The sequence below is a fragment of the Flavobacterium plurextorum genome (genome assembly GCF_002217395.1).
Lineage (GTDB): Bacteria > Bacteroidota > Bacteroidia > Flavobacteriales > Flavobacteriaceae > Flavobacterium > Flavobacterium plurextorum.
Genome location: NZ_MUHD01000014.1, coordinates 179,134 through 203,927, shown reverse-complemented (window position 1 = coordinate 203,927; position 24,794 = coordinate 179,134). Strand labels below are relative to the sequence as shown.

16 protein-coding genes are annotated in these 24,794 nt (G+C 32.5%); 7 read left to right on the top strand and 9 right to left on the bottom strand.

Going from position 1 to position 24,794, the window contains the following annotated elements; all coding sequences use genetic code 11:
* Window positions 1–214 precede the first annotated feature (214 nt).
* A complete protein-coding gene (metK, locus tag B0A81_RS07555; protein WP_089057456.1) occupies window positions 215–1,465 on the top strand; it encodes a methionine adenosyltransferase in 1,251 nt (416 codons plus the stop codon).
* A 259-nt stretch (window positions 1,466–1,724) separates the two neighbouring features.
* Here the strand turns inward: metK and B0A81_RS07550 are convergent, their stop codons facing one another.
* The 4 genes from B0A81_RS07550 to B0A81_RS07535 all read right to left on the bottom strand — a co-directional run bounded on the left by B0A81_RS07550 (window position 1,725) and on the right by B0A81_RS07535 (window position 9,293).
* Window positions 1,725–3,191, bottom strand: coding sequence for a M28 family metallopeptidase (locus B0A81_RS07550; RefSeq protein ID WP_089057455.1), 1,467 nt, complete (start codon window positions 3,189–3,191; stop codon window positions 1,725–1,727).
* A 142-nt stretch (window positions 3,192–3,333) separates the two neighbouring features.
* Window positions 3,334–5,571 carry a hypothetical protein gene (locus B0A81_RS07545; protein ID WP_089057454.1) on the bottom strand — a complete coding sequence of 746 codons (2,238 nt, stop codon included), beginning with the start codon at window positions 5,569–5,571 and terminating at the stop codon, window positions 3,334–3,336.
* Window positions 5,572–5,663: 92 nt separating this feature from the next.
* Window positions 5,664–8,351: a carboxypeptidase-like regulatory domain-containing protein gene (locus tag B0A81_RS07540; RefSeq protein WP_089057453.1), complete on the bottom strand. Its 2,688-nt coding sequence runs from the start codon at window positions 8,349–8,351 to the stop codon at window positions 5,664–5,666.
* A 39-nt stretch (window positions 8,352–8,390) separates the two neighbouring features.
* Entirely contained in the window at window positions 8,391–9,293 is a 903-nt protein-coding gene (locus tag B0A81_RS07535) for a GLPGLI family protein (protein ID WP_089057452.1), read from the bottom strand.
* A gap of 232 nt (window positions 9,294–9,525) precedes the next feature.
* On the opposite strand from B0A81_RS07535, the gene B0A81_RS07530 reads away from it, so the two are divergent.
* Together B0A81_RS07530 and B0A81_RS07525 are read left to right on the top strand one after the other, a co-directional pair.
* The gene (locus tag B0A81_RS07530; protein WP_089057451.1) at window positions 9,526–10,341 is read left to right on the top strand and encodes a hypothetical protein; all 816 of its coding nucleotides are present in this window, start codon (window positions 9,526–9,528) and stop codon (window positions 10,339–10,341) included.
* A complete protein-coding gene (locus tag B0A81_RS07525) occupies window positions 10,341–10,955 on the top strand; it encodes a deoxynucleoside kinase (protein ID WP_089052568.1) in 615 nt (204 codons plus the stop codon). The genes B0A81_RS07530 and B0A81_RS07525 overlap by 1 nt, the downstream gene beginning before the upstream one ends.
* 99 nt (window positions 10,956–11,054) lie before the next feature.
* On the opposite strand, the gene B0A81_RS07520 is transcribed toward B0A81_RS07525, so the two are convergent.
* The 5 genes from B0A81_RS07520 to B0A81_RS07500 all read right to left on the bottom strand — a co-directional run bounded on the left by B0A81_RS07520 (window position 11,055) and on the right by B0A81_RS07500 (window position 18,736).
* On the bottom strand, window positions 11,055–13,601 hold the full coding sequence (locus B0A81_RS07520) for a sodium-translocating pyrophosphatase (protein ID WP_089057450.1): 2,547 nt from the start codon (window positions 13,599–13,601) through the stop codon (window positions 11,055–11,057).
* Between the two features lie 114 nt (window positions 13,602–13,715).
* Window positions 13,716–14,246, bottom strand: a complete 531-nt coding sequence (locus B0A81_RS07515) for an inorganic diphosphatase (protein ID WP_089052566.1) — start codon at window positions 14,244–14,246, stop codon at window positions 13,716–13,718.
* Window positions 14,247–14,357: 111 nt separating this feature from the next.
* Window positions 14,358–14,957 (bottom strand): DNA-3-methyladenine glycosylase family protein, encoded by a 600-nt coding sequence (locus B0A81_RS07510; protein ID WP_089057449.1) that lies wholly within the window; start codon window positions 14,955–14,957, stop codon window positions 14,358–14,360.
* Between the two features lie 215 nt (window positions 14,958–15,172).
* On the bottom strand, window positions 15,173–17,674 hold the full coding sequence (locus B0A81_RS07505; RefSeq protein ID WP_089057448.1) for a DUF5686 and carboxypeptidase-like regulatory domain-containing protein: 2,502 nt from the start codon (window positions 17,672–17,674) through the stop codon (window positions 15,173–15,175).
* Between the two features lie 84 nt (window positions 17,675–17,758).
* A complete protein-coding gene (locus B0A81_RS07500) occupies window positions 17,759–18,736 on the bottom strand; it encodes a pyruvate dehydrogenase complex E1 component subunit beta (RefSeq protein WP_089052563.1) in 978 nt (325 codons plus the stop codon).
* A gap of 723 nt (window positions 18,737–19,459) precedes the next feature.
* On the opposite strand from B0A81_RS07500, the gene B0A81_RS07495 reads away from it, so the two are divergent.
* From B0A81_RS07495 to B0A81_RS07480, 4 genes are all read left to right on the top strand, one after another.
* The gene (locus B0A81_RS07495) at window positions 19,460–20,137 is read left to right on the top strand and encodes a GLPGLI family protein (protein ID WP_089057447.1); all 678 of its coding nucleotides are present in this window, start codon (window positions 19,460–19,462) and stop codon (window positions 20,135–20,137) included.
* Window positions 20,138–20,200: 63 nt separating this feature from the next.
* Window positions 20,201–22,795 carry a carboxypeptidase-like regulatory domain-containing protein gene (locus B0A81_RS07490; protein WP_165768044.1) on the top strand — a complete coding sequence of 865 codons (2,595 nt, stop codon included), beginning with the start codon at window positions 20,201–20,203 and terminating at the stop codon, window positions 22,793–22,795.
* A 109-nt stretch (window positions 22,796–22,904) separates the two neighbouring features.
* The gene (locus tag B0A81_RS07485) at window positions 22,905–23,651 is read left to right on the top strand and encodes an electron transfer flavoprotein subunit beta/FixA family protein (protein ID WP_089057445.1); all 747 of its coding nucleotides are present in this window, start codon (window positions 22,905–22,907) and stop codon (window positions 23,649–23,651) included.
* Window positions 23,652–23,725: 74 nt separating this feature from the next.
* Entirely contained in the window at window positions 23,726–24,694 is a 969-nt protein-coding gene (locus B0A81_RS07480) for an electron transfer flavoprotein subunit alpha/FixB family protein (protein WP_089057444.1), read from the top strand.
* Window positions 24,695–24,794 lie beyond the last annotated feature (100 nt).

Sequence of the window (24,794 nt, the reverse complement as noted above, 5' to 3'; positions counted from 1 at the left end):
CAAAACTTTGATTTGCAAATCAAAATGGTTTTATACCTTTGCACGCGAATACAGAGGAAAAATTTGAACTGATTGCAACCTCTTCATAATGAAACGGTTCGTTATGGATGCTGAAACAAATATTTCAGTAGTAAAAAATGCTAAAGCAGAAACTCTCCTTTAGCCCTTTTTAGCAATTATTTTTCTCGCTTAATTTTAAATTTAATACATTATTATGGCTTATTTATTTACGTCAGAATCTGTTAGTGAAGGGCATCCAGACAAAGTTGCAGATCAAATTTCGGATGCATTAATTGATAACTTTTTGGCATTTGATGCTGACTCAAAAGTAGCTTGCGAGACTCTTGTTACAACAGGTCAGGTAATTTTAGCTGGTGAAGTAAAATCGAATACTTATCTTGATGTACAGCAAATTGCACGCGACGTAATCCGTAAAATTGGATATACTAAAAGCGAGTACATGTTTGAAGCAAATTCTTGTGGAATTCTTTCTGCAATTCACGAGCAGTCTGCAGACATTAATCAAGGGGTTGACAGAGCTAAGCCAGAAGAGCAAGGTGCTGGTGACCAAGGAATGATGTTTGGTTACGCTACAAACGAAACTGAAAACTTCATGCCATTGGCGCTTGATTTATCTCATAAATTATTACAAGAGTTAGCAATTTTAAGACGCGAAAATAACGAAATCACTTATTTACGTCCAGATGCTAAATCTCAAGTAACTTTAGAATACAGCGATGATAACAAACCAACTCGTATTGATGCGATTGTTATCTCGACTCAACATGATGATTTTGATGAAGAAGCTGCAATGCTTGCTAAAATCAAAAAAGATATTGTTGAAATTTTAATTCCAAGAATCATTGCTAAAAATCCAGCTCACGCTCATTTATTCAATGATAAAATCAACTACCATATTAACCCAACAGGAAAATTCGTTATTGGAGGTCCTCACGGAGATACTGGTTTAACTGGAAGAAAAATCATCGTTGATACTTACGGTGGAAAAGGTGCTCACGGTGGTGGTGCATTCTCTGGAAAAGATCCAAGTAAAGTAGATAGAAGTGCTGCTTATGCAACTCGTCATATCGCTAAAAACTTAGTTGCTGCCGGTGTTGCTGACGAAATCTTAGTTCAGGTTTCTTACGCTATTGGAGTTGCTGAACCAATGGGAATCTTTATTGATACTTACGGAACTTCTAAAGTAAACTTAACTAACGGTGAAATCGCTAAAAAAGTAGAAGCTATCTTTGATATGCGTCCTTACTTTATCGAGCAGCGTTTGAAATTAAGAAATCCAATTTACAGTGAAACTGCTGCTTACGGACACATGGGACGTAAACCAGAAACGGTTACTAAAACTTTCTCTGCTCCTGGAGGAAACACAAAAACAGTTACTGTTGATTTGTTTACATGGGAAAAACTTGATTTTGTTGACCAAGTAAAAGCTGCATTTGGATTGTAATAATTCAAATTCTTAAACATAAAAAATGGCTGTCTATTAATTTAGACGGCCATTTTTGTTTTACAGCGTCTGTCAATTGGACGCGGATGACACGGATTCGTTATCACGAAAACGCGGATGACACAGATTTTTTCTTTGTTTATTTTCTACTTTGAGTAGAATATAAAATAAAATCCGTTTTCATCCGCGTCTTTACGAAGTAAATCCGTTTCATCTGCGTCTTATTTTCAATACAAATAAAACAAATCTATAAAATTCTTTATCGCTCTAATTGCACATTTGGCAACGTTTTAGGACGATTTGCATCATTTGATAAAATCCAACCTGTACGATACATCCATTCTGTCATTTTGCGCAGTTTTACATAATCAATATTTTCAGACTCATCCATTGGAGTATGATATTGACTGTGCAGTACGCTTGTAAAAAAAACTGCAGGAATTCCTTTTCTCGCATAAGGCAAATGATCGGAACGGAAGTAAAAATACTCCGGATGTTCTGGTCTGTCCCAAAGTTTATCTAAATCAAATTTTGGTCCTTCGTCATTTGCTTTTTTTGCAATAGCTACCAAATCAGATGAATTTTCATGAGGAGAACTAGAACCAAGCAATGCTGCCTGATTTACATTGTTTCTTCCAATCATATCACCATTTAAAACTGCTATAATGTCTTTTTCAGGAACAGTAGGATGCGCTGCATACCATCTTGAACCTAACAAACCACGCTCTTCAGAACCATGAAACACAAACAAAGCTGTTCTTTTTCCTGGCTGTTTTTTATACGCCCTTGCAATTGCCAGCATTGCTACACAAGTACTTGCATTATCATCTGCTCCATTATAAATAGAATCCTGCCCGTATTTTTGACGTACCCCGTCATGATCTTGATGTCCGCTGAAAAGTACATATTCATTTTTCAATTTAGGATCAGTTCCTGCAATTGTACCTACAACATTTACTGAGGGATATTTGTAAGTTTCAGAAACCACTTCTGTTGACAAAATATCTTTAGTTGTTTTTAAATATTCTAATTGATCTCCGTGAACCCAAAAAACAGGCATTGTTGCACCTATTTTGTCACGAAAACCTTCAATTCCGTAAATTCCTCTTGTCATTTGCGGTTCAACTTGAGACCAGCTTTGTTCTGCTAATTCGTCAGCAACCATAATAAGTGCCGCGGCGCCTTTTTTTACAACAAGGTCATAATATTTATTTCGAACTAAACCTGGATATCTTCTATCAAAAAGTGAAATATCGTCAGCAATTCCTTCTTTTGAAGCCAATAAAACAACCGCTTTCCCTTTAATGTCGGCCTTTTCAATTTCTTCTTTTGTTGCGGCTCCTAAATACACTAAAGAACCTTCAACTTTTATATTTGTTGTTTCTGCAACCAGAACATCTTTCCATAATTTATACTCTTTCTTGCCAATTTTGAACTTTGTATTTGGCGTAACCTGATGTCTGTACAAATCAAAAAACTGAAAATAAGTTCCATCATCACCTGCTGGAGCCATTCCTGCCTCTTTAGCTTTATTTGCAAGCCACATTGAAACTTTCAATTCATCAAGCGTTCCTGCTTCACGACCATTAAAATGATCTCCAGCCATTTGGTACATATCAGTTCTAAGATCTTTATCAGTTATTGCCGAAACTAAAGGTTTTTTAACTGCCTGTGCAAAAGTCAATGCACCAGAGGCAAGTAAAACAAGGATCATTTTACTTTTCATATATTTAATTTTATAATTCAAACTTAATCATTTAAAGCCAAAATTTTTGATTTTTTACAGCAAAAACAGGAAATAGCAACGATTAACAAACAAAAATGGCTGTCAATATAGACAGCCATTTCATTTCTCTCAACTAATAATTTTAATACGTTCCGTTTTGCATTTTAGTTAATGTCTCTTTAATTTCCGCAGCAGTTTCCGCTTCAACTGCAGCATTCAAATATTTCACAGCCAATGTTTGTGTTTCGATTGCTTTTTGTTTCTGCCCATCTTTATAATATAATTGCGCTAAAGTGTCTAAATAGTATGGATTATTTTTGGTTACAACCAAACTATATTCTGACCAATTAATTGCTGATTTAATATAATCTGCATTTTCAGGCTTTAGAACAACTGCCCAAGCTGCCGAGTTGCAAAGGTTAGAATTATACTCTTTGAATGAATTCCATCCATTATAAGAGTAATCAGAATTATAATCGATTGTTGCAAATAAATCATCTAATCGCTGAATAGCATTTCCTTTTTCTGTTGACAAATAAGTATCAAAATAAACGCCGAATTCTTTTAAAAAAGCAGCATCATTACCACTTGTTTCGGCCTCTTGACTCAAATAATTTAAGTAGTTTTTATAGCAGTCAAAACCACCTTTTCCTGCTGCAATTAACTTTTTATAGACTGCAATAGCTCTATCTTGACTCGCTTTTCCGTCAGTTTCATCTTGCGCTGCATAAGTATCTTGCTGTAAAGCAAATGAAATTTCTGCACTTAGATTCCCTATTTTCGTTCCGTTCTCTGATTCGATTGTACTGTTTTCAGTTTCTTTATTTATTTTTTCAATAGCATCATAATGTTTTATCAAATAATCTATAGCTAAGAAATCAGTGTCGTTAAGAATCTTTTCTTCCTTGAAAAATTGTTTTGAAAATCCTTGATCTTTAATTTCTTTTATAATCGTTTCTACCAAAAGCATATTTGGCTGGGTATCTTTTTGATGTGCAGCAATCAGTTTTTTCCAAACTTTTTCTATCTCTTTTCTATCAAGAACTGATTTAGTTACTGCAAAATCTGTTGAACTAGGATCTGCTGCATCAATAGTCTCATAATCGTATGAAACCTCTAAAGCTGAAACTTTATTAAAAGCACTTATCAAATCTGCATCAGTTGCTTTTTTGTTTTTTAATACTTTATCAAAACTCATAAATGCATCTGCACGCTTTAGCTGACGATAAAAATCGTTGTAATAACCCAGCTGATATTCCTTGCCTAATAAATCTGATTTTGCCTGTGCCAATATCTCTCCATTGCCATTCAAAACTAATACTGCAGGATCGTTTACAATCTTATTGCTTTTCAGCCATTTTTTATCTTCGGCTCCTGCCAAATAAAAATTGTATACATCGTATTGCGGATTATAATCACTATACATATTATACCCAATCTGCGTTTCCTGATCTTTTATAAAAGTATCAAAATCAGTTTTTGCCGAAGCTTTACCATTCACAACAACTACTAAAAATTTATCTTTAACTTGTTTAGTTGCTGCTAGGGCATTTTTTAAATTATTCTCGATCTTTAATTTAAAATCTACCTTGTTTACTCCTACAATACTGTCAAGTGAAGAAAGTTCGGCAACGCTGTCAGCCGCAACAGCAGATTCTGCTAAAGCTTCTTGTTTTCCTGGATACGTCCAATTAGATACCAGTTCACTTTCGAGAGGAACAACTTTTTGAGATTTCTCTGGCTGAGCATTTTTTTCATTAAAAAATGTCAACGGATTTTTTCCTTCTTTCTCAGAAATTTTCAACCCGCCAATCTTTTGATCAAAAAAACCAGATAGTTTTAAATCACCTAAAACTGGTAATTCGTATTTAACTGTTATTTCCGAAACTTCTTTTGGTAATGCATATTTATAAACATTACTACTTCCTTCATATCCTTCATAAACTAAATATAAAAAATCGGCTTTGTCAATCTCAAACTCTAAGTCTGCTTTAATCCAATTAGGATCTATTTTAGTTTTAATATCAATTACACTTTGGTATTGAACTAAGTCTGATCCTTTTTGAGTTCCAATATAAAAAGGAAAATAGGCTGGATCTATAAATTTTACTTTAACTTTTTTCGCTTTATTATTGTTTACAAAAGAAAGATTAAAAATATTTCTGTCCTTTCCATTTTGTATAAAAAGTAATGAATCTCCTTTGATTTCATAATCACCAGAATATAGAATCAACTCATATTTATTATTATCCAATAAATTAAGCTTGATTCTTTGACCTTTATCTGTGGATAGATACGATCCTTTTTCAATTGTTTTTGTCTGGGAGAACGCAGACATTCCGATAAACAGGAGCATTACACTCCAAATAAGATTGCGCATGACTAAAATTTTGTGGTTAATTTTGTTGCGCAAAGATATTTCTTTCTTGTCTGAATCGGAACACTTAAAACTAAAATAATGTAACTAAAATACTATAAATTGTATTTCATTGAGAATATGATATATCTTGGTTGTACAGTATATTGAGAAACCCTTGTAGAAAACTGTGAGAAACTGTCGTCGTTAAGATATTTTGTATTTAATAGGTTTGTTGCAGACACTTTATATTCCCATTTACTGTTCTTTTTTTGATAAATCAAACTCGCGCTCAAAAAATCATATTCGTTATCTACGCTTTTATTTCCATTATAATAATGATAGAATTCATATTCTGAAACGAACGAAAAACTATTTAAAAAGTAATAATCTAGTCGAGCAAAAGGTTTGTCTGTATAATAAGTAGAGCCACTGTATTTATTGATTAAGGCATTATAACCAAATTCAATATTAGGGAAGTTTTTATAATTTGTTGATGCTTTTACGGTATAACTCTGAACGAAACTTTCTGTCGTTGCCAATTTATCATTCTGAATATTATTGAATTTCGACCAGTTTAAACTTGCGCTTGCCGACGCTTTATATTTTTTTAAGAAGGAACGCCCGTAAGTTCCCATTCCGCTAAAAGTTTCATCGGCTAAATTGGAGTTATATGGCGATGATGATTGATTAATTCCTTCAAAATCGGCTTTAGTTTTTATGGCATCTACTTTTTTTGTGTAAGATGCATTGGCAAAAATATTCTCAAAATTAAACATGTTATATTTAAAGTAACGCAACGAATGCACTTGCGAAGTGGCGTTTTCCAAAAATCTATTACCGCGGAATAAACTGCTGTAATCAGACAAAACATAACCTGCCGCTAACTGATTAATATCTGTAAAATCATTTGTTAAAGAGAAATTATAGGTCAGCGTTTCTGATTTTTTGATTTGATATAAGGCGAAGAAATCAGGCAGTACTTTTACGAAATTTTGCGAATAGTTTGTCCCTAATTGTGTATTAGTCATTTGGTATGAATGCACGCTTACTCCGGGAGTCAAAGTAAATTTTCCTGTTAGAATTTTATAATGAAAACCTAGAAAAACATCATCAAAATTATAATTTACATCATTATTATTGGCTGTGTCATTCAAATCATTTTTGTCTCCATTATCCAACATCTGAAAAATATGAGAATTAAAATCTTGATACGAATACGTGTTTCCTAAAGTAATATTGATGTTGCTTTTTGGCGTTACCATATAATAATAATCCAATTTAGCATCCAGTTTATTAGTCTTTACAAATCGGTTTTGATTGAGATCATTCCTTTTTTGACCAGAAATATAACCTGACAAATCAAATGGCTGCGTACGCAAATTGGCATTATAAAACGGATTTTCATCTTGATATAAATGCTGCATTTCAAAGGCAAATATATTCTTGGCACTTTGTGTATAATACAAACTCAAATTTTGATTTATTGAGGTCGGATCTTGTTTTTTACCTGTCAAAATAGTTTCAACTGTTGAGGCATTATTTACAATTGATTCGCGCAGCAAATCAGTATCTTCATTTTGCTTTGACAATTTGGTTAAAATATCATAATCAAACTGAAATTTATCATTTGGTTTATAGGTTGAACTTAATTTAAAAAGTCCTAAATTATTCTTTTGATGTGTTAACTCATCGCGTTTTTGCTGATCTCCAGAATCAAGAATTGTAGTCTGCGATTTGGTTTCAAGATCTGTTTTTGAGGTCGAAAGTATTCCAAAACCGCTAATATTCCATGCTTTTGAAACGGAATAGGCGAAGTTTGTTGCTCCAAATTTGGTTTCAATTTCTTTGGCGCGATTATTTCTTAAAATAGAAATTCCTAAATCATTTGAAGAAACATTAAAAGAGCTTCCTCCCTTTTTCATCATATTTTTAAAACCGCCGGTAAACTTAAAATAATCCTGTGCTGTAAGCGGCAGTTCTCCAATATTATTAAAATTGGTGATTAAATTAATGCTGTATTTTGGACTGTAATAAAACAACTTTGGGTTAATAATATATCGACTGTCTAATTCTGCAACTCCAATTCCCGCAGTAACATCTCCAAACCAAAAGTTTTTCTTTCCTTCTTTTAGTTTGATATTCATTGCAACATTATCTTGATCGTTTTCTAAACCTTTTAAAGCACTTACTTCGTTATAATTTCTAAGAACCTGCACTTTGTCAATGGCATCAGCTGGGATATTTTTTACGCCTAACTTGGTATCACCGTCAAAAAAATCTTTGCCTTCAACCATCAATTTACTCACTTTTTTCCCTTCAACTTCAATTTCTCCATCGGCATTTACTTCAACTCCCGGTAACTTCTTCAAAACATCTTCGAGTTTTTTTTCTGTTCCAGATTTAAATGAATCAGCGTTGTAAACAATTGTATCTCCTTTTATAGAAACCGGCATTTCACGCACAATTTCTACTCCTTCCAATTCAATTCCTGCTCCATCTAAAACAATATTCTGGCTGATGTTTTCAGTTTTGACCGAAACGGCAATTTCCTTAGATTTCATTCCAAGATAACTTACTTTGATTGTATAAGAAGTATTTGATTTTAAAGTAAGCTGAAACTTCCCTTTATCATTAGTAATCCCATAGGAATCCATTGCTTTTGTCCCGTTGTTAACCGCCATAATATTGGCCATTTCCAACGGATTTTTTTGTTCATCCTGAATAACTCCATCAAAACGAATACTCTGAGAAAAAGATATAGAAGTAAAAAATAAGGCGAATAAAAAAAGCGTCTTGTTCATCAAGAAAATAATTAGGATAAATATTTTAGAGTTAGCGTTTTATCGCCTGATCATTATTGTATTTCCTCCACCTGGACCACCTTCGCGTCCACGATTCATTTCTCTAAATTCTTCCATTTTTTTAATCACTGTTGCGTCATACTCTTTTTGAGAAATAACTTTTCCTTTTTTCGATGGTTTTATCTCCACTTTATCTTTGGAATTCAAAACTATTTTGGAACACAAAATTGTAGTTTTGCCATCATTTACTTCTAGAATCAAACCCGGAAGTCCCCAATAATTTTCTGGTCCTTGATTAACTGGAATTTCTGGTGTGTACCAAGCGGTAACTATGATTTGCTTAGGGATTTCAAAATTGTCTTCAAAATTTGTTTTAGTTTCTCCTGAAGTCTTTTTTACCTCATCCTTTTTGTCATCATTATTTTTAGGTCTGAAATTTCTAAAATCAGTTTTACTAGCTTCTTTAACCGCAGTTGCTTTAAAACAATTGTAACCTCCAATTTGCTTGGTTTCCTGTTCTAGTTTCCATTCTAATTTTGGAAGCGAATCTACAACTAGAAACTCTTTTCCCATGAATTCCTTGTCAACAGTATACGATTTTGTTTTAACGTCTTTATAAAAAGTGCCACCGCCACCCATAAACGAATTCATCATAACTCGCATTCCGCCGCCTTGCTGTCCGGGAGTTTCCAGTTTTTCTTCTTCTTTATAAATTGATGCCGATTTGTCAAAATTTAAAATAAATGTTTTCTCAAGCATTTTTTTCAGACGCTCTTCCATACTTTTTTGCATTTCTGGCGTTATATCGCGATTTCCAGTTCTCACACCTTCAAATTTAGGCGCTTGAGTTTTAGATTCGTAAACCGCTAATCCTTGAAAATCTTTTTGTGCTTGTACTTGATTAAAAACAAGAATCAAAAGCAAGTAAAATCCTTTTTTCATTTCTTTCTTTTTGTAATTCGGTAAGCTTTTCAAAACTTACACTCAAATGTATTATTATTTTTAAAATACTGAAAATTAAATATATCAATCTTAGAATGTCATCGACAAAATTAAGTTTTTGTAAGACTATTAGAATTTAGAAAGGTTTAAACTATAAAATGACTAAAACTCTAATTTTAAGAGTTTCTTTTACGCGGTTTTTGTACTTTGGCATTTCGAAACCAAATCTTTTATGAGCAAAACATATCGTCATATTTTTTTACTGCTGTTTATTTCGTGCTCGTTTTCGACTTTCTTTGGGCAAACCCAAAAATTAAAACCTGATGTTGTTTCTAGATTTATAGTTGATATTGACGATTTTATCGGCTTTGATTCTTTTGGATATGGTTATGACATAAAAAATAACGTTTTTAGAAAAACAAAGGGCCGTGAGATCTTTGAATATAAAAATGTCGCTTTAGGAAACATCAGTAAAGTTGACATTCAAAATCCGCTTAAAATTTTATTATACTACGAAGATTTTAACAGCGTTGTTTTATTAGACAATCAATTAAATAAAATGACGGAGATTAATTTTTCTCAAAATTCAATTCCAATAATAGCTGGAGCAATGGGAATGTCAACTCAAAATCAGCTTTGGATTTTCAATACTTTAAATCAGCAGATAGGTCTTTTTGATTATTTGAAAAATGAATACAAAACAGTTTCAATTCCGTTGACCGAAAGCATAAAGTATTACCAAACTGATTTTAATACTTTTTACTGGATTGATAAAAAAAATAACTGGTTTTCATGTGATATTTTCGGGAAAATTTCAAGTTTGGGAAATGTACCAGACTTTGATAAAATTGAAATAATAAGCCCTCAAAAATACATTTACAGCAAAGCTAATTTGTTGTTTTATAAAGACATTAGTAAAGTAAATACAGCCAAAGATTTTGAAATTGAAATTTTAGAAAAAACGTTTAATAAATTCTATTACAAAGACCAAATTTTATCTATTTTTACAGCTAAAGAAATTGCAAATTATAAAATCGTAACACCGTAATGCACATAGCAATAGCAGGAAATATAGGCGCAGGAAAAACTACTCTGACTAAATTATTAGCGAAGCACTTTAAATGGGAACCCCATTATGAAGATGTTGTTGATAATCCGTATTTAGATGATTTTTACCATCAAATGGAACGTTGGTCATTTAATTTACAAATATATTTCTTGAACAGTCGTTTCCGTCAGGTACAGCAAATTAGAGAAAGCGGAAAAAAAATCATTCAAGACAGAACGATTTATGAAGATGCTTACATTTTTGCTCCCAATTTATATTCGATGGGATTAATGACAAGTCGTGATTTTGAAAACTATACGTCTTTGTTTGAATTAATGGAGTCTTTGGTAAAAGCACCAGATTTATTGATTTATTTAAGAAGTTCTATTCCTAATTTAGTAGGACAGATTCACAAACGCGGCCGCGAATATGAAAACTCAATTTCTATTGATTACTTAAGCCGTTTGAACGAAAGATACGAAGCGTGGATTCAGACTTATACTAAAGGAAAATTATTAATTATCGATGTTGACAATATCAATTTCGTTGATAATCCTGAAGATCTAGGAAACATTATCAATAGAATTGATGCTGAATTGAACGGGTTGTTTTAGAACACGAATTGCACAGATTTACACGAAATAAAAAATGCCTCTAATAATATTAGAGGCATTTTTGTTTTTAAGAAACTTTGACAAAGTTCTTAATGTTCTTTATTTTGCAGCATCAATTTTTGCTTGAACTTCTTCTTCGGTTCCTTCATAAACTTCTGTGGTTGTTTTACCATTTTCGGTTTTAGTTACAGTTCCTTTAGTTTTTCCGTTTACGTTTGTAATTTCAACTCGAACAGATTTTTTCTCATATTTACTAGTATCAAAACAATCTGTTTTTTGATATTTACCTTTTTGATCAAAATGAGCTAAGCATTTTGCTGTTTCTTCTTCAGAGCATCCTTTTTCTTTGCACATTGCAATACATTCTTCTTTTGTCATTCCAGACATATCACCGCACTTAGAATTTACACTTGCATGCATTTCTGTTTTAGCGCAGCAAGAACCTTTTCCTGCCATTCCAGCATCAGCGTGTCCTGCTCCTAAAATTGGTGCAATTACCAAACCAATTAAACAAGTTAACTTAATAAGGATGTTCATTGACGGTCCAGATGTATCTTTAAACGGATCTCCAACTGTATCTCCAGTTACCGCTGCTTTGTGCGCATCAGAACCTTTATAAGTCATTTCGCCGTTTATCATAACTCCAGCTTCAAAAGATTTTTTAGCATTATCCCAAGCTCCTCCGGCATTGTTTTGAAAAACAGCCCAAAGAACTCCAGATACAGTAACTCCTGCCATATATCCTCCCAACATTTCAGCTATTAACTGATTATTGTCTGCGTAAACTAATTTTCCTAAAAGTACAATTGCAATTGGAAAACCAATTGTCAAGATTCCCGGAAGCATCATTTCGCGTAAAGCTGCTTTTGTAGAAATCTCAACACATTTTCCGTATTCAGGTTTTCCAGTTCCTTCCATAATTCCAGGAATTTCTTTAAACTGGCGACGTACTTCATATACCATATCCATAGCTGCTTTTCCAACAGAATTCATTGCTAAAGCTGAGAATACTACCGGAATCATTCCGCCGACAAATAACATGGCTAAAACTGGTGCCTTAAAAATATTAATTCCATCGATTCCTGTAAAGGTAACATACGCTGCAAATAACGCTAATGAAGTTAATGCCGCAGAAGCAATTGCAAAACCTTTTCCTGTCGCTGCAGTTGTATTACCTACAGAATCTAAAATATCTGTTCTTGTACGTACTTCTTTAGGCAATTCACTCATTTCTGCAATTCCACCCGCGTTGTCTGAAATTGGTCCAAAAGCATCAATTGCTAATTGCATTGCTGTTGTAGCCATCATTGCCGAAGCCGCTAAAGCAACACCATAAAATCCTGCCAAAGCATAAGAAATCCAAATGGCACCCGCAAACAATAATACAGTTGGAAAAGTAGAAATCATTCCGGTTGCTAAACCAGCAATTACATTTGTTCCCGCTCCTGTAGATGATTTTTGAACAATTGCCATAACAGGTTTTGTCCCTAATCCTGTATAATATTCAGTTACCGACGAAATTGCTCCACCAACAACCAAACCAACTAAAGTAGCATAAAAAACACGCATTGAAGATATTTGCTGTGCTCCTTCTCCAAAAAATTGCATTGTCATTACTTCTGGAAGCATGTGTCTTACCAAGAAGAAACAAGCAATAGCTGTTAAAACAATAGAAACCCAGTTTCCTATATTTAATGCTTTTTGAACTTGCGCTTCTTTAGCATTATCATCAGTAATTTTAACTAACATTGTACCAATAATCGAAAACAAAATTCCAAAACCAGCAATTGCCATTGGAAGTAAAATTGGTCCAATTCCGCCAAAAGCATCATTGATACTTCCGCCCATATCTTTAATAACATAATTACCAAGAACCATTGCCGCTAAAACGGTTGCTACATAAGATCCAAACAAATCAGCTCCCATACCTGCAACGTCTCCAACATTATCTCCAACGTTATCTGCAATTGTAGCAGGATTACGAGGATCATCTTCTGGAATTCCAGCTTCAACTTTACCTACTAAATCAGCTCCAACATCGGCAGCTTTAGTATAAATTCCGCCTCCAACTCTTGCAAATAAAGCAATCGATTCAGCACCAAGTGAAAATCCGGCTAATGTCTCTAAAACAACAGTCATTGTTTCAGTATCTTTCCAAACTCCGTCAGAGAAAAGATTAAAGAATAATATGAAGAAAGCTGTTAAACCTAAAACCGCTAAACCTGCAACTCCTAATCCCATAACAGTTCCGCCTCCAAAAGAAACTTTTAATGCCTGAGGTAAACTTGTACGAGCTGCTTGAGTAGTTCTAACGTTTGTTTTAGTCGCTATTTTCATTCCAATATTTCCAGCATACGCAGAAAATAAAGCCCCAAAAATAAATGCTATTACGATTAATAAATGAGTTTGTACTCCTGGAATAAAAGTAATTCCTGCCAAAGCAATACTGGCAATAATTACAAAAATGGTTAATAATTTATATTCAGCTTTTAAAAAGGCTAATGCTCCTTCATAAATGTAATCTGAAATCTCTTTCATCTTACCGTCGCCCGCATCTTGTTTTAAAACCCAAGCCCTTTTTATTCCCATGAAAAGTAATCCTAAAATTGCCATAACAATTGGCAGGTAAATCATAAATGAATTCATAATATAGTAATGGTTTTTGGTTAATAGTCAACAATCTAACTAAAACGAATTTAAACAAAAAAGCAATACTCCTGACGGTAGTATTGCTTTTTTTATATTAGAAAAGGGTTAAAATTATTTAATGCTAAATAATCCCTCTGGTTTATTTTCAATATCATCAAAACGTTTTGTACACTCAGCAATAATTGCATAAGCTTCGTTTACGTCTCCCCAACCTTCAACATCTACTTTTTTGTTTTCAAGATCTTTGTACACTTGGAAGAAGTGCTCGATTTCTTTAACTAAGTGAGGGTTAATATCTGATAAATCAGTTAAAGAATTCCAGATTGGATCTGAAACTGGTACACAGATAATTTTTTCGTCTGGTCCTTTATCGTCTGCCATGTGGAAAACACCAATTGGTTTTACTTCCATAACACATCCAGGAAAAGTTGGTTCGTTTACCAAAACCAATACATCAAGAGGGTCACCGTCAAGAGCTAAAGTTTCAGGAATAAATCCGTAATCAGCAGGGTACATCATTGAAGAGAATAACATTCTGTCGAAACGCATTCTTTTGATTTCAAAATCGTACTCATATTTATTTCTGCTTCCTCTTGGTATTTCGATTAATACATCGAAAGTTGTTAGTTTGTCTGCGGTCATTTTCGTTTTTTATTGTTTCTATAAATTCGGTTGCAAAAGTAACTAAAGAATCCTTTTTTCACAATAAAAAACTACATTAATCTGCCTAGTTTTGTTTTAAAAAACAGGCAGTTAATAGGTAATCTTACGATTTCGTTTATTTAAGTAATAATGCCATAGTAAATATGTTGCATAAGATCTGTACGGACTCCATTGCTGGGCATGAATTTCCATTTCTTGTTTATCATGAATATCCAATAATTCTTTAATCGTATTAATTACTGCAATGTCTCCAAGCGGAATTAAATCAGGCTCTTGCAAACAAAACATTAAATAAATATCGATAGTCCAATTTCCAATTCCTTTTAGTTTTATGAGTTCTTCTCTAACTTGAACCGCAGTTTTTAGAGCTAAACTTTCAATATCTAATTCTTTGTCTAAAACTGCATCAGCTAAAATTTTAATGTATTTGGTTTTCTGACGACTGACACCAAGATTCCGAAATTCTTCATCTGATAAAACCGACATCGTTTCTGGATTACACGTTGTATAGCCTTTAATTTTTAAGAATGTGGCTTTCGCCGAATCTATCGAAACTTGCTGCTCGAGAATAAGCAATACCAATGTCTCAAAACCTTGCGGACGTTTTGGAATTGGCGGCAATCCATATTTTTCAATAATTTGATGAAATATTGGATTTTTATCAGATAGAAAATCAATGGCTTCTTGCATAAATTGGTTTTAAGTCCATTTCAAAATTAAGCAAAAAAGAATCTCACAAAGGTGCAGATACGCAAAGTTTTAGTTCACGCAGATTTAAGCTGATGAAAGCAGATTTTACAATTTTTAATTAAAAAAATCTGCGTAAAAAACATTTAAGAAAAAAAAGCCGCAAAGATTTTAAACCTTTGCGACTTTGCAACTTTGATGCTTTACATCTTATATCATTAAAAATAGAATCCGAAAGATCCTTTTACTGCAAATTTATTAGCATCTGGAGTGTTTAAATAACTTCCTCTCCAAGAGAAATCAATTCTAAATACTTTGAAAATATTCCCAATTCCTGCATTATATTCCCAATATACATTTTCTGGTGCATTATAAGGCTGACCTGAAGCATTTATAGCGCGATTCGCATCTGAAATGGTTCCGTGTACTGCTTTTATACCAACAAATTCTCTCCAATTTAGTTTTCTCATAAAAGGAACTCTGGCAAATAACCTTCCTCCAAAATCATGATTCCATTGCAAAGTAGTATATTGATCGGTAATGAACTCATAGAAATTCAAGTTACTAAACGTATTTTCAATCGTGAAATAGGTCTGGTTTCCAGGAATTACACTCATTAATCCCAACGGAATTGTACCCCATGTTTTTCCAGTTTCAAGAATAATATTTGACCTTCCTAATGGCCCGATAATAATCGGCTGTTTATAAAACAATTGAATTTTTTCGTAAGCAAAATCACTGTCAAAAACGCCTTTAATACCATAACTAAAGTTAACAAAGAAATGACTAAAAGGACTGTCAACTAAGCTGCGTTCAACTCCATATCCAATTGTTTTACGGTTTGGCATATATTCAAACTGAATATTTGCTTCTGACTGTTTTACCATACTTTCGACCACGCCGGCAGGATTTGCAGTACTTGGTAATGTTGTATAATAATCTAAACTAAAAGTCTTTGAAGCTGATTCTAATGTTCGATAAGAAAAACCTGCTTGAACAATAAAATTCTTTTTAGGCTCCATTTCAAAGGAAACATTACTCAAATTAATGTTGGTTAATTTTCCGTTGCTTCCTGTCGTAAATAATGCTGACGATGCAAAACTTCGTCCTAAAATATCATTTGTTGTGGTTAAACTGGCTCCAATTTGTTCAATATCGCGCCTGTTTCCTCCTGAAATAATGATTCTGTTTTTTTTGTCGATCATCCATTTTCCTGAAACACCGTATTTGAATTTATTATCGTCAAAACCATAAGCTGTATAAGCCTGAAGACGCCAAGGGTCATTTGGTCCAAAATAAGTTCTTCCTCCAGCTCTTATTCTTATACCTTCGACTTCATTGTAGCCAAACGTAGAAAAAATAGGTCCAAAATCGAAGTTTTTAAATTCGACGTAACCGCTTCCTAAAATCGAGACGAGACTATACAACTGCTTAAATCGCTTGACGGTTTGCAATGTATCAAGCATTTTATAAATACCTGCTTCATCTTTATTTAGTTTCTCAAATCGATTTTCTTCCCAAAATTCAGGAGGTCGCTCATAAACAGCATTGTCTACAAAGTTGACTTCTTCTTTGTAAAATTTCTCGGGTTTTTGAATATTGAATTTATGGTTGCGATATAAAGTGGTTCGTTTTCCATAAACTCCTTTTGATTTTTCTTTTTTATTTAAAGCAAAATCAGACATCATATAATCACGAGTTAAAAGAAAAACAGAATCGTTTTCTACCTCAAACTCTTGTTCAATATAAATATCTTTTACCCAGTTAATATTGGCACTTTTAGTAACGCCCATATTAATTTTCTTAATCGCAAAAGTAGAATCGTTGACCCAAAAATCTCCTTTAAAAGTTAATTCGTTTTTACGTCTTGGGTAAAAAACAATATTATAACACCATTTTTTGTCAATATAAGCACTGTCTTTCAAGACATAATTATAAACATCAATTCCAGTTTTAGAAAGCGGACTCGTAAAACTTTTATCAAAAAACTTAAGGTGATTATCGTAAATATTATAATCTGAATAAAGATCTTTTACAAATGATAAAATCTGCTGATTACCATTAAAACCAGACATTTTATTTCCGGTAAGATTTTCTTTTACTTTCTTTATTTTATTATCGCCGTAAACATCATAAACTGATTCATTGATAAAAATTGGCAGATAGGTTTTTCCAGTAACATCTGATGTATCAATATGATTAAAAACAAACTCCATTCCTTTAAAGAGTTTATTTTTCATAAAAGCACTATCGATTGTGTTCATGTCGAACTCAACTTTCTCGTACTTCTGCATCTGATATTGATTGAACTGATAAAGTCCGTTTTTACGTTTTCGTTCCCATATTTTTCGAAGAATGTCTAATGCGGGATTATTCTTTTTGGAAGTTTTTCCGGTATAAATTACAACTTCATTAAGTGCTTCGGCTTCACTTAAAACAATTTTAAAATCATAATTTACTGCTTTTTCCAAAGGTACTTCACGATCCGAAAATCCTGCAGAAGTAACTAATAAGGCAGTATAAGTATTTGGAGATTCTAGATAAAAACGACCATCTTCATTAGAGACTATTCCTGTATTTGATCCTTTAAAAACAACATTTGCAAACGGAACCGGCTGATTAGATTTATCTAAAACAATTCCACTCACTTTTGTCTGTGCAGCAGCAATATTTACAAAAGCAAATACAAAAAACAGGCTGAGTAAAATTATTCTTTTCATAATCTGGCAAAAAAAGCTTCATCAATAAAAAAGCTTCATCAATAAATATGACTGATGAAGCTTTATGTGTATTTTATATGTGTATTATTTGTACAATACTTTTTTAACTGCTTTTACTACATCACCTGCATTTGGCAGCCAATCTTTTAATAAAACTGGAGAGTAAGGTGCTGGAGTATCTGCTGTTGTAATACGCTGAATTGGCGCATCAAGGAAATCGAAAGCTTGCTCTTGAACGATATAAGTAATCTCAGAAGAAATACTAGCAAACGGCCAAGCTTCTTCTAGAACTACTAAACGGTTTGTTTTTTTAACCGATTTAAGAATTGCATCTTTATCCATAGGACGAACTGTTCTTAAGTCGATAATCTCACAAGAGATTCCTTCTTTAGCTAATTCATCAGCAGCGATAAAAGCTTCTTTGATGATTTTACCAAAAGAAACGATAGTTACATCTGTTCCTTCACGTTTAATATCTGCAACTCCTAATGGAATAGTGTATTCTCCGTCTGGCACTTCACCTTTGTCACCATACATTTGCTCAGATTCCATGAAAATTACTGGATCATTATCGCGAATTGCAGATTTTAAAAGTCCTTTTGCGTCATAAGGAGTTGACGGTACAACAACTTTAAGACCTGGAGTGTTTGCAAACCAGTTCTCTAAAGCTTGAGAGTGTGTTGCTCCTAATTGACCTGCAGAAGCTGTTGGTCCACGGAAAACGATAGGCACATTAAATTGTCCTCCTGTCATTTGACGCATCTTAGCAGCGTTGTTTATAATTTGATCAATACCAACTAAACAGAAGTTGAAAGTCATATACTCTACAATAGGACGACAGCCGTTCATAGCTGAACCTACTGCAATTCCTGTAAAACCAAGCTCAGCAATTGGAGTATCAATTACTCTTTTTTCGCCAAACTCAGCAAGCATTCCTTTTGAAGCTTTGTATGCTCCATTGTATTCTGCAACTTCTTCGCCCATTAAATATATGGATTCATCGTGACGCATCTCTTCGCTCATCGCTTCGCAAATGGCCTCTCTAAATTGTATTGTTCTCATATTTATATTGTATGTTGAATTTTCTGAAGAGCAAAAATAAATATTTTAAATCACTTAAAAGCATAAATTAAGTTTAAAATCGCATGAACTTCTTTCTCTCTATAGGTTTTAACTTTTTTAGCTTTATTGTGATATTTACGAAATCGATATAATACGCGTAAAATTAACACTTAATCCTTGTAGAACTCTTTTTAGACAAACTATCGTTTCATCCTCCATTTTCCTTTTCCCTTTCAAACTCGATTACACAAGAACAGAACAACAATACTCAGGAGGAACTGCGTTTTTAACAGCATCTTTGTTAAATACTAAAAAAATAGCAAATAAAAAACACAAAAAAGCTGCTTTTTTTATATTGCTTTGTAAGCATTAACCTATTACGTCATAAATTATGAAACGCTTTTTTTTACCGATTGTTGCTTTAGTAACATTTTCAAGTAATGTAAAAACCAATATTGAAGTAAAAACAGTAAATAGCAGTATCAAATATTTTAAATGAAACTCAATCCAAAACACTTAAAGTTGGTATTCTGTTTGGTTGTTCAGCATCTAATACCACAACAAAAAACGTAATAAACGTTGACACAACCACCTCAAAAACCTGCCAATGCATTATGACTACATTATGACTATGATTAAAATTCCAAATTTATACAGCTTTTTTAACACTGTATATTTCTTTTAAAAATGCATAAAAAACAACTTTAACATTAAAAAACACGCATGAAAACAACTATAACTTTACTGCTTTTCATATTATTTTCTTTTCAAAATTACTCCCAGAGTCTTAAAGGAATATACACTAAGCAAACATTAAAATCTACTAATGGTGCTTTGCTTGAAACAGCAAAAAAACCAGAAACCTTTAGCTATGTTTATTCTCAAAAAAAGTCAATTCAAACACTTATAAGTATTCAAAAGTCCTACACAGACACGACTTATATAGAAAAATATGGAGATAAAATACCAACCACAGCTACAATACGTTTGTCCTCTGCCGTAATTAATTACAAAGATTTTGATTCAAAAATATACAAAGTCCTTCAGACAAATGATGGAAAAGATGTAAATGTAAAAACAGACCTTCCTACTCAGAATTGGAAACTACATCCCGAAAGCAAAACTATAAATGGGTTTCTTTGCAAAAAAGCAACAACAAAAAACACTTCTTTTGGTGCAAACCAGAATATTACAGCATGGTATTCTGAAGAAATCCCAGTAAGTGACGGACCAATGTTTTACAGTGGATTGCCTGGTTTTATAATTCAGTTAGAGCTAGATGATAAATCAATCTTAGTATTTCAAAAATTAGCTTTCAGTGATGAAACCACTACTATTGAAATCCCTAATAATACAGCCAAGGAAATAAGTTTTGAAGAATATAAAGCACAACGAAAATAAACTATGCTTTTTATTATATGCCAAAATAAATTTTACTTAAAAAAAGCAGTCTACCTGCTTTTTTTGTTTTTCACTATAACATTACAATCCCAAAATATTATTACAGGAAGAATCATAAACTCTAAAAACATTCCTGTTGATCAAGCAACTGTACAAATAAAAAATGTTCAAACAGACAATACTCTGGCATTTATTCAAACTGATAAATTAGGTTTTTTCAAGTTGGAAGTAAAAGAAAAGGCAACCTATAATCTCAAAATAACTGGGTTTGGTTTTGCTTCGTTAATAAAAAAAATTGAAGTAAGTGATAAAATCTTAAATCTTGGAAGTATAACGCTGCATGAAAACCAAATTGAACTAAAAGATGTAATCGTAAAAAACGAAGGAAAAGGCGTTACTGAAATTGGAGATACTTTGAGATATAGAATAGAAAAGTTCATGAACGGAACAGAAGAAACGTTAAAAGATGTTATCAAAAAACTTCCAGGACTTGACATTGATCAACAAGGAAAAATTAAAGCAAATGGCAAAACGGTTGACAAACTTTTGATTGATGGTGAAGAATTTTTTATAGATCAACAAAAAATTGCAACCGAAAATATTGGCTCGGAAATGATTAAAAACATAGAGCTTATCAAAAATTATACTGAATTTAAAAATCTAAAAACAACTGAAAAGTCAGATATCACAGCATTAAACATAAACATCAAGGAACAATTTAAAAATAAAATAACTGGAAATGTTGAAGCTGGAATTGGAGACAATGCTAAATATAGATTACACACTACTTTATTCAGCTTCAGAAAAAAACTATTGACTAGCTTAATTAGTGATTCAAACAACACAGGTCAACTCGCTATCTCTATAGATGATTATATGAATTTTATAGCTCAAAAAGAAGGAAACACTTCCCGAGAAACCACTTTTTCAAAAAATGAGGATCTTCCGAGATTTTTAACTATTGGAAATAGTGTTAAAAACAGATCTTCTTATTTTACTGGATTAAATTTAAAGTATTCTCCTTTAAAGAAAATGCAGATCAATTTTTACACTATTTTCAACAATACAGATCAATTAGAACAACAATCCGTTACACAAGAATATTTTACAGAACCAAATCCAATAATTAATAAAGAACTAAAAGACATAACTGAAAAAACAAAAATCAATATTTCGTATCTGGATATTGCTTACAAGTTTACCGAAAAATCATTATTAAACTATAAAGCTTCTTTTTCAGGCTTAGATAAAAGCAATAAATCTGACATTGAAAACAATTCAAATCTTATCCTTAACCAAATAGCATTTTCTAATTTTGATTTTAATCATCAAATAAACTTCAACAATCTTTTCAAAAAAAACAAAGGTCTAAACATAACATTTAAACAAAATATTCAAGAGTCATCGAACAACTTAAATATAAATTCCAATAACGAATTTCTAGATTTATTATTTGAAGATTCGAACTATGAGATTTTTCAAAAAACTAAAATCCATAAAAACGAATTTGCTCTTAAGGCTGATTATTTTTTCAAAATAAAGAAGGTTAATTTTAGTTTGTTCTTAGAAACATTTGAAAAAAAGGAAACATTTCTAAACAGTGAAATTCAATTCTCGCAATTTGAAAACGACCTAAATTTTAACAAAAAAAGCAACAGTTTAGGTTTTGACACTAAATTTAAATTATCTCAAAAAGCTTCTTTTACTTCATCACTAGTTTATTCTAAAATCAATTATACATTTAATGGCGAGTTAAGCTCAAGAACGTTTTTTGCGCCAAAATTTATGTTCAAAAATGAGTTTAGTTCAAATCATTACATCAAATTATCTTACAGCAAGAATAATGATTTGAATAAAGTAGAGAACTTACTACAAAATCAAGTTATTGGCAACTATCGAACAATTTTTAAAAATCAAGATATATCATTTGATATGGTATTCCCAAATCAACAAATAGCACTGGATTACTTTTACTTTAATTCAGAAAACAAACTATCAATAGTCTCCAATTTCTCCTATTTCAAAGCAAAAAATATACTTTCCAGCAATTCCGTTTCTAGTTCTACCTTAAATACCATCTCTTATAAATTAGCTCCATTTGAAGATCGATTTAACTCAATGTTGTTTTTAGAAAAGACATTTTCTAAAATCCCATTTTCGGCACGAGGAAGTATTTCTTATTCTGATAGCAACAAAACTTTTTTCTCTAATAACGAAGATCAAAACTTAAACACTAAATCAATATCGGGCTACTTTTCTTTTCTTTCGAGATTCAAAAAAACTAGTTTCCAGATAGAAACAGGTATTTTATTTGCAAAAGATGACTACAAAGATGAATTGTCTCTAAATTATTTATCCGTCATAAATCCCTTTACCGAAGCAAGTTTTAAACTTTCTAAGAACCTTTCCTTTGTCAGCAAGTTTTCGTATAAAAAATTCATCTCGAATACTTCATCTAGTGACCTGTATACGTTAAGTCCAAAATTTAGATATGTTTTTCCAAAATCTAAAGCAGAAATTAGCCTGATAGGCAATGATATTCTAAATCTTCAAAACAATCAACAAATTTCTATAACACGATTTGACAATTTTACAGAAGAAAACGTATATAAAATCCTTCCAGGCTATTTTCTTATCAATTTCAAGCTAAAACTCTAAATCTTCGAAATCGTAATAGTTTTTAAAAATATTATGCATGCATAGTATAATTATTCCAAATTAAATTCTAAATTTGTAAAAGCATATTATAAATCCAAAATATATACTTATGAAAATATTAGTTTGCATCAGCCATGTACCTGATACTACTTCAAAAATTAACTTCTCCAATGGTGACTCTGAATTTGATACCAATGGTGTACAATATGTAATTAACCCTAATGACGAATTTGGATTGACTCGTGCAATCTGGTTTCAAGAGCAGCAAGGCGCAAATGTAACAGTGGTAAATGTTGGAGGTCCTGACACTGAACCAACTTTACGTAAAGCTTTGGCAATTGGTGCAAACGAAGCAATTCGTGTAAACGCAAATCCAACTGATGGCTTTTTTGTAGCAAAACAATTAGCAGAAGTAATTAAAAACGGAGGTTATGATCTTGTAATTGCAGGAAAAGAATCTTTAGATTATAATGGAGGAATGGTTCCAGGTATGATCGCGGGAATTTTAGGTTACAACTTCTTAAACTCTTGTACAGCCTTAACTGTTGATGGAAGCAATGTAAAAGCTGTTCGCGAAATTGATGGTGGAAAAGAAACCGTAGGCACTACTCTTCCTTTAATCATTGGTGGACAAAAAGGCTTAGTAGAAGAAAAAGATTTACGTATTCCGAACATGAGAGGAATTATGACAGCAAGAACTAAGGCCTTAACCATCCTTGAACCTGTTGACGCTCCTGTAAATACAAAAGCAGTTAAATTTGAAAAACCAGCTCCAAAATCAGCAGTAAAATTAGTTTCTGCAGATAATTTAGATGAGTTAATCAATTTATTACACAACGAGGCGAAAGTAATCTAGTAATCAGTATTCAGTCGCAGTTTTCAGTTTGCAAAACTTGAAACCTGAAACTTTAAACTTTTAAACAAAAAATTATGTCAATATTAATATATGCAGAATCTGCAGAAGGAAAATTTAAAAAAGTAGCTTTCGAATTAGCTTCTTATGCTAAAAAAGTAGCCGAAAGTTTAGGAACAACCGTTACAGCTTTAACTGTAAACATCAGCGATGTAAGCGAATTAGCTAAATACGGCGTTGATAAAGTTCTGAAAGTAAACAACGATAAATTAGCTGGTTTTACTGCTAAAGCTTATGCTGATGTAATTAAACAAGCAGCACAAAAAGAAGGAACTAAACTAGTTTTACTTTCTTCTACAACAGACAGCATCTACCTTTCATCATTAGTTGCAGTAGCTTTAGAAGCTGGTTTCGCTTCAAATGTTGTTGGATTACCTGTCAGCACATCTCCATTTCAAGTAAAAAGAAATGCTTTCTCAAACAAAGCTTTCAATATTACACAAATTGATACAGATGTAAAAGTTCTTGGTTTAGCTAAAAACTCTTACGGAATTTTCGAAAGCGCAGGATCTGCAGCTGAAGAAGATTTTAATCCAACAATTGGAGACAATGATTTTGGCGTAAAAGTAGAATCTGTAGAAAAAGTAACAGGAAAAGTATCTATCGCTGATGCTGATATTGTAGTTTCTGGAGGACGAGGATTAAAAGGTCCAGAAAACTGGGGATTAGTTGAAAATTTAGCAGCTGTTTTAGGCGCTGCAACGGCATGCTCTAAACCAGTTTCAGATTTAGGATGGAGACCTCACAGCGAGCACGTTGGGCAAACAGGAAAACCAGTTGCAACAAACTTATATATTGCCATTGGAATTTCTGGCGCAATTCAGCACATTGCAGGTATCAACTCATCAAAAGTAAAAGTAGTTATCAATAACGATCCAGAAGCGCCTTTCTTTAAAGTAGCTGATTATGGTATTGTTGGTGATGCATTTGAAATTGTACCTCAATTAACAGAGAAATTAAAAGCTTTCAAAGCGCAACATTCTTAATTCAAGAATTCTCTTTAAAAATATAGCTGCCTAAAAACAAGATAATCGTATCTTTGTTTTAAGGCAGCTTTTTTGTTCCATATTTTTTGATTAAAATTGC

Excerpts from the sequence above, each read along its gene's own strand:
- metK (WP_089057456.1), top strand. The coding sequence starts at position 215 with ATGGCTTATTTATTTACGTCAGAATCTGTTAGTGAAGGGCATCCAGAC.
- B0A81_RS07550 (WP_089057455.1), bottom strand. The coding sequence starts at position 3,191 with ATGAAAAGTAAAATGATCCTTGTTTTACTTGCCTCTGGTGCATTGACT.
- B0A81_RS07545 (WP_089057454.1), bottom strand. The coding sequence starts at position 5,571 with ATGCGCAATCTTATTTGGAGTGTAATGCTCCTGTTTATCGGAATGTCT.
- B0A81_RS07540 (WP_089057453.1), bottom strand. The coding sequence starts at position 8,351 with ATGAACAAGACGCTTTTTTTATTCGCCTTATTTTTTACTTCTATATCT.
- B0A81_RS07535 (WP_089057452.1), bottom strand. The coding sequence starts at position 9,293 with ATGAAAAAAGGATTTTACTTGCTTTTGATTCTTGTTTTTAATCAAGTA.
- B0A81_RS07530 (WP_089057451.1), top strand. The coding sequence starts at position 9,526 with ATGAGCAAAACATATCGTCATATTTTTTTACTGCTGTTTATTTCGTGC.
- B0A81_RS07525 (WP_089052568.1), top strand. The coding sequence starts at position 10,341 with ATGCACATAGCAATAGCAGGAAATATAGGCGCAGGAAAAACTACTCTG.
- B0A81_RS07520 (WP_089057450.1), bottom strand. The coding sequence starts at position 13,601 with ATGAATTCATTTATGATTTACCTGCCAATTGTTATGGCAATTTTAGGA.
- B0A81_RS07515 (WP_089052566.1), bottom strand. The coding sequence starts at position 14,246 with ATGACCGCAGACAAACTAACAACTTTCGATGTATTAATCGAAATACCA.
- B0A81_RS07510 (WP_089057449.1), bottom strand. The coding sequence starts at position 14,957 with ATGCAAGAAGCCATTGATTTTCTATCTGATAAAAATCCAATATTTCAT.
- B0A81_RS07505 (WP_089057448.1), bottom strand. The coding sequence starts at position 17,674 with ATGAAAAGAATAATTTTACTCAGCCTGTTTTTTGTATTTGCTTTTGTA.
- B0A81_RS07500 (WP_089052563.1), bottom strand. The coding sequence starts at position 18,736 with ATGAGAACAATACAATTTAGAGAGGCCATTTGCGAAGCGATGAGCGAA.
- B0A81_RS07495 (WP_089057447.1), top strand. The coding sequence starts at position 19,460 with ATGAAAACAACTATAACTTTACTGCTTTTCATATTATTTTCTTTTCAA.
- B0A81_RS07485 (WP_089057445.1), top strand. The coding sequence starts at position 22,905 with ATGAAAATATTAGTTTGCATCAGCCATGTACCTGATACTACTTCAAAA.
- B0A81_RS07480 (WP_089057444.1), top strand. The coding sequence starts at position 23,726 with ATGTCAATATTAATATATGCAGAATCTGCAGAAGGAAAATTTAAAAAA.